This window comes from Wolbachia endosymbiont of Glossina morsitans morsitans (assembly GCF_000689175.1).
Taxonomy (GTDB): Bacteria; Pseudomonadota; Alphaproteobacteria; order Rickettsiales; family Anaplasmataceae; genus Wolbachia; species Wolbachia pipientis.
Map to the genome: position 1 here is coordinate 1 of NZ_AWUH01000163.1, position 6586 is coordinate 6586.

A 6586-nucleotide genomic window follows, 5' to 3' on the forward strand; every position below is an offset into this window, starting at 1 on the left:
CTGAAAATGGTTGTATTATTTAAGTTATTAACAATATACAATACTAAGTTAATGTAATTTATTTGGAGATGACAGGAAAATTTATTGTAACTTTATATTCTAAATAGAATAAAGTTCTTTTGTTAGTATTGCCCTTTTTGTAAAAATATTCCTAATTTCTTCATCATTTCTGTGGGTAAGGTCATCTGCTTCTCTACCTCAAGTGGTTAACAAAGTTTCTTGTCACGAGGGACCAAATGGAAATCTGCTCGTTTTCACGCGAATTAATGTTACAAATTCTATACATTTCGTTACAAAATGGCATTCGCTTTCTCCATTATCCTTTACCTGCATTTTCATCAGCGTTCCTTGCGGTTTGCTTGCCATATAGGCGGAAATACAGGCTTACCCTGTTCCTTCTGTCATACAACAGTGGGTTAGGTGACTTCTCTATACCGGTGATTTGCGTACATCCAGAAATGAAAAATGTCACATTACCTTTTGGTCGGAGCTTATCAGCATCTTTAGCTCTTTAATCGTTACGATACTTATGAAGCTTCACTTACGTTCACCGTACCACTAAGCCTAGCTCTCCAACCACATGATGCTTGTAGTTTATGCTCCTTTCACGATTGAGCATCTTCTTTTTCAAGAGGAGGTTCATTGTCCGCATCGCTTGGCACCAACCGGTTACCCGATTCGCACTGATGCGTAGACTCAGATGGCAAAACATCTGGTTCAATAAGTTTTAGAACTCTTTTAGTTTCTTTCTGAAGGAATTCCTCTCCTTTTAAACAATATGACCGAAGACTTTCAGGTCGCACCATTCCAATAATTAGCTGGGTTCCATAAGAATCAGTACAGAAAACGTCAACAATACTTTGTTTTTTAGAGGCAATCTCAGCATCCATGATAGTGCTGAGAAATTCTATTTCTTCTATTTCATCTTTGCCAGCGAAGCCCAATATATCATTGAGAAAGTGAATGAGAATATCTTTATTTTTCTCAGTGCCAAATATTCTCTTGAACGCGAAATTGTTTTTTGGATCGAGAAATTTCGAAAAGGCCATAATTAAATACAATTAGGAGACGAGTAATTGTACACTATTTTTCGCAAATGTTCAACCTCTGATTACTCCTTATTCTTTGCCCTTCCTGCACGCTTACGTTCATTTGGATCAAGGAATTTCTTGCGTAAACGTATAGATTTTGGAGTTACTTCCACCAACTCATCATCATCTATATACGCTATCATATCCTCCAGTGTCATTATCTTTGGTGGAGTGAGCTTTATAGCTTCATCACTACCTGAAGCTCTTACGTTTGTTAATTGCCTACCCTTTAACACATTTATCTCCAAATCATTGTCACGGCTATGCTGGCCGACAACCATGCCACAATATACCTTATCCTGTGGCTTAATAAACATAATTCCCCTGTCTTGCAAATTGAAAATTGCATATGCCACAGCCTCACCCTTATCTGTAGAAATTAAAACTCCATTGCGCCTTCCAGAAATTGGACCTCTATGTGGAGCATAACTGTGAAATAAACGGTTAATTATGCCTGTGCCACGAGAATCAGTTAAAAACTCTCCTTGATAACCGATTAATCCTCTTGATGGCACTAAAAACGTTAATCTTGTCCTGCCATTACCAGAAGGTCTCATGTCAGTTACTTCACCTTTACGGAAGCTGAGTTTTTCCATGATGATTCCACTATATTCATCATCTACATCAATTACTACTTCCTCTATAGGTTCAAGTTTTTTGCCATCTTCTTCCTTAAATAGCACTCGAGGGCGTGATACCGAAAGCTCAAAACCTTCTCTCCTCATATTTTCAATTAACACCCCAAGCTGTAGCTCACCACGTCCACCTACTTCAAACGCTTCACCGCTTGGTGCTAAAGTCACAGTAATTGCAACATTTGTTTCTGCCTCCGCGCATAAGCGATCCTTTATAGCAGTTGAGGTAAGCTTTGTACCTTCTTGCCCAGCAAAAGGTGAATCATTAACACTCAGAGTAATCGCCATTGTCGGCGGATCAACTGGAGTTGAGCTTACTGCAGTTGTAACCTCTGGTGCTGCTATAGTGTCTGAAACTGAAGCTTCCTCAAGCCCTGCAATTGCAATTATGTCTCCTGCCACAGCTTGTTCTACTGGAATGCGTTTCAAGCCAGAAAATGAGAGCAACTTAGTTAATCTTCCTCGTTCAATTACTTTGCCATCGAGGTCAAGCACCTTAAGATCTGAATTGACTTTTGCAATGCCCTGATAAACCTTTCCTGTCAATATTCTGCCAAGAAACTTATCAGACTCAAGTAGAGTGACCAACATAGCAAAAGGTGCATTTTGATTATAAACAGAAGGTTTTATATAATCTATAACCGTTGAAAATAATGGGCTTAAATCTTTTCTTTCATCAGAAAGCTCCTTAGCACACCAGCCATTTCTACCTGAAGCATACAACACTGGAAAATCTAGCTGCTCGTTGGTTGCATCAAGGTTAAAAAATAACTCATATATTTCATTTAATACTTCATCAATTCTGCTGTCTGGTCGATCGACCTTATTGATTATCACAATTGGCTTCAAATTTGCTTTTAGTGCTTTTGAGAGCACAAATTTTGTTTGTGGCATGGGACCTTCTGCAGCATCAACCAGCAGCAACACGCCGTCTGCCATGCACAATACCCTTTCTACTTCTCCACCAAAGTCTGCGTGCCCTGGCGTATCAATAATATTGATTTTTTCATCACCCCACATTATTGATGTGCATTTTGCAAGTATTGTAATCCCGCGCTCACGTTCTTGGTCGCCACTATCCATCACTCGTTCTTGAACTTCTTGATTCTCGCGGAATGTGCCACTTTGTTTTAGCATGTTATCAAGTAAAGTAGTTTTACCGTGGTCAACGTGTGCGATTATTGCTATATTTCGGATCGATTTAAATTCGTTCATTTTCTATCATTTCAAAATTAATTTAGTAATAAGTATACATAAAATACACTTGGAGTAAATAACTAAAGCTGTGTATAAATGCTGTGTTTCCAAGATATTATAGGATTACTTTGTTAAATATTCCCTACTCCCAGGTTTTGTTATGGGTAGTTGTTTTAATTCACTTGGAAGTTCTTCCTCGCTGTAGTTTTTGATGTTCAGTTCAATCAAAGATATGATAGGAAAAGGCAGTTTCGTTTCACTATTTCTCTTTATCAAAGAAGCTTCAGCAACAACTTTACCTCCTTCCCCTTCCCCTTCTGCACATTCCACTGCTTCAAGTGAAGATTTACCTGTGGTTATTACATCTTCAATGAGCAATATTTTCTCACCCTTTTTGATCTTAAATCCACGGCGTAATTCAAACTTACCATTAACGCGCTCGCAAAACATTGTCTTTATTCCAAGCTGCCTGCCAATCTCATAACCCACAATTATTCCACCAATTGCAGGAGATAATATTAAATCTATGGAGCTATTTAATTCTTTTTTTATTTTATCTGCTAATAATGCGCAAACTTTCATGGCTCTGCTTGGATTTTCAAAAATCTTCGCACACTGTATGTATGTGTCACTATGCAGCCCGGATGATAAAACAAAATGCCCATGCAAAATTGCTTCTGCTTCTTTAAATTCTTTTATTATTAGGTTATTTTCGTCTAATATCATTTTTTAAGTTTCACTATTACATTCTTTATTAATTATCTGAGTGATACAAACATCAGACCACACATTTATTGCAGTTTCAAACATATCGATGATTGTATAAATAGGCAAAATCAGTCCCATAATATGCAGAGGAACATTCATTGACATTAGATAACTGGTTGCCATAAAATAGCACCCCATCGGCACTCCAGCGTTACCCATTGCAGCCCCTGTAGCTAAAAAAATCCATATCAACATTTCGCTTAAGGAAAATACGTATCCGTTCATTTCTGCAACAAACATTACAGTGATTAGTATAAATGCAGCACATGCATTCATGTTAATTGTTGTGCATATTGGTAAAATAAAAGACGATAATTTCTTTGGCACCTTTAGCTTGTTCTGCACACATTCTATAGTTGTTGGCAATGTTGCACTGGATGATTTAGAAAAAAACGCAAGTGTGAGTGCTGGCATAACCCCTTTCAGCGTTTGAATTGGTGATATGCCTTTATACCACATAAATAGCGGTAAAATCAGAAATGCCTGCACAAAATTTGCAGACATTATACAAACAAAATACCATAAAAGATTGTAGAACTCACTACCGCCTTTTAATTCATGCAAAAAACAAGTAATAAAAGACCAAACAGCAAGCGGAATAAATTTTAATAACCCTTGAGCAATTTTAAGTAGCGTATCAAAAAGTGCAGAGAATACTTGATATAATATATCCTGCTTTTCTTTTGAAAGTGAAACAATAGCTCCACCCATCAAAAAAGCGATTAATATGCTACCAATCATATTATTTTCAAGAAAAACTTGCACAAAATTAGAAGGAATGAGTGATTTTAAATATGAAAAATAACTGCGGTTATTGCTGTTAATACTCCCTATTGTATTACTTATGAAATTTTTTCTTGCTGGATCTATTAACAAATAAAACGATAATGCAACAAACGCAGCTATAATAGTTGTAAGCAGAGTATAAAATAGTGTTTTCTTAACTAAGACTTTGATTTCAATTGAGTCTTTGAGCCCGGAAATTGTGGAAACTATGGATAAAAAAAACAGAGGTAAGCTTATTAATTTGAGCAAGCTGATAAAGATATCACTAAATAGCTTTGCTATTTCAAATATGATTTCATTGTTTAGGTAGTAAGCAACTATTGCAAGCAGTATAGAAAAAAGTATTGCAAGCTTGTGCATTGAAAATAAAACTTCAAAGTAACATTATACAATAATTTTGCTGTTTTGGAATCAGATTGATAGACAAAATAACTTTACAGATTAGGGAAAGATAAGAGGATGTGTTTATTCGGAGACAGTGTAAGACTTCTTAATTTAAATTTAGGTGCACTTAGCCCATTCTGGTGATAACAAATTGGAATAGATAAGATATGATAACTAACTCTTCTGCGAGTATATAGTTTTGCCGGACACAACAGTACGTACTACGTGTCCTTTTACTTTGCGACCATCGAAAGGAGAATTCTTTGATTTACTAGCAAAGTTGTCAGTTTTAATTTCCCATTCATGATTGAGGTCAACTAAAATTAAGTCTGCAGCAAGGTTTTTTTGTATACGACCACGTGGTATGTGTATTATATCTGCAGGCTTATATGTCAATTTTGCAAGCACATCAAGTAGACCCATTTGCCCACTGTGATAGAGTTCAAGTGAAAGGGGCAGCATTGTTTCAAGACCAACAATACCAAATGCAGCACTTTCAAGTGGTAGATCTTTAGAACTACGATCATGCGGAGCGTGATCAGTTGCAATGCAATCAATCACACCTGTCTTTAAACTTTCAACCATAGCTAAACGATCTTCCTCAGTGCGAAGCGGCGGATTCATTTTTGCAATTGCTCCATGTTGTTTTACTATATCTTCAGTCAAAGTGAAGTGATGAGGGGTTACTTCGCACGTAACATTTAATCCCAAATCTTTTGCACGTTTAATAGCATCAAGTGAATCTTTTGAAGAGACATGTAGAATATGGTAGTGCACATTTTCCATATCCTTCATTAGCAGTATATCACGATTTACCATAACCGATTCTGACGCACTCAAGATCCCCTTTACTCCCAATTCTTCAGAAATTTTACCTTCGTTGATTGCACCACCAGCAGATAAATTTAAATCTTCTGCATGTTGAGCAATAGGAACATTCAGCATACTTGAATAAAGCAGCGCCTGTCTCATAATCATTGGGTTCATAACTGGCATGCCATCATCGGTGAACCCAACCGCACCTGCTTCCTTTAAAAGTGCCATTTCAGTCAGGTGTTCTTCCGAAGTGGTGATTTTAGCGTAAAATTCAACGTTTACATGTGAAGTTTCGCACGTTTAATAGCATCAAGTGAATCTTTTGAAGAGACATGTAGATGCTTGAACAGTGTTTGGCTGACAAACTACAGTTGTAACTCCCCCCGCAGCAGCAGATTTGCTGCCTGTATATATAGTTTCTTTATGTTCCTGGCCTGGTTCACGAAAATGTACGTGAATGTCAATAAGGCCTGGCATTAGAACAAGCCCTTTACAGTCTATTGTTTTATCAACCCCACTTGTTGAAAATAATGATTCACCAAAGTCAACAATTTTATCCCCTTCAGTCAATAATGAACCTTTTATATCAAGTTTAGTTTCCGGGTCGATAATACGAGCATTAGTATACGCAATTTTATAGCCTTCCTTTTGCCCTGTTTGCAACAAATCCCAAGTTTGAGTATCGATTATAAAATAAATTTAAAGTTTTTTTAATAAAACACAACCAAATTAAAACACAGACTAAGAGCTGTCTTGAATTAAAGTGCTTTCATTACCCTAAAGATTTGGTTCTTATAACCTAGTTAGCTCAGTTTTAACGTTAATGTGTGAAACTCTGAGTTCTGTTGAAGGATTTTCCAGCTGAATATCTAGCTCATTGTGTATGTTCGATAAACAAATTAAAGCTGG

At 36.7% G+C, this 6586-nt stretch carries 3 protein-coding genes and 2 pseudogenes; all 5 read right to left on the reverse strand.

Annotated features, from left to right (window positions below; genetic code table 11):
- Positions 1 to 803: 803 nt before the first annotated feature.
- Positions 804 to 1049: pseudogene (locus tag WGMM_RS07225) on the reverse strand (PD-(D/E)XK nuclease family transposase); the annotation flags it as partial.
- A gap of 62 nt (positions 1050 to 1111) precedes the next feature.
- Positions 1112 to 2941: a translational GTPase TypA gene (typA, locus tag WGMM_RS04095; protein WP_038250510.1), complete on the reverse strand. Its 1830-nt coding sequence runs from the start codon at positions 2939 to 2941 to the stop codon at positions 1112 to 1114.
- Positions 2942 to 3046: 105 nt separating this feature from the next.
- Entirely contained in the window at positions 3047 to 3649 is a 603-nt protein-coding gene (pyrE, locus tag WGMM_RS04100; RefSeq protein ID WP_038250513.1) for an orotate phosphoribosyltransferase, read from the reverse strand.
- A gap of 3 nt (positions 3650 to 3652) precedes the next feature.
- A complete protein-coding gene (locus WGMM_RS04105; RefSeq protein WP_038250515.1) occupies positions 3653 to 4837 on the reverse strand; it encodes a dicarboxylate/amino acid:cation symporter in 1185 nt (394 codons plus the stop codon).
- 198 nt (positions 4838 to 5035) lie between these two features.
- Positions 5036 to 6364 (reverse strand): annotated as a pseudogene (locus WGMM_RS04110) (dihydroorotase).
- Positions 6365 to 6586: the final 222 nt, after the last annotated feature.

Coding starts and splice junctions, on each gene's coding strand:
- typA (WP_038250510.1), bottom strand. CDS start 2,941: ATGAACGAATTTAAATCGATCCGAAATATAGCAATAATCGCACACGTT.
- pyrE (WP_038250513.1), bottom strand. CDS start 3,649: ATGATATTAGACGAAAATAACCTAATAATAAAAGAATTTAAAGAAGCA.
- WGMM_RS04105 (WP_038250515.1), bottom strand. CDS start 4,837: ATGCACAAGCTTGCAATACTTTTTTCTATACTGCTTGCAATAGTTGCT.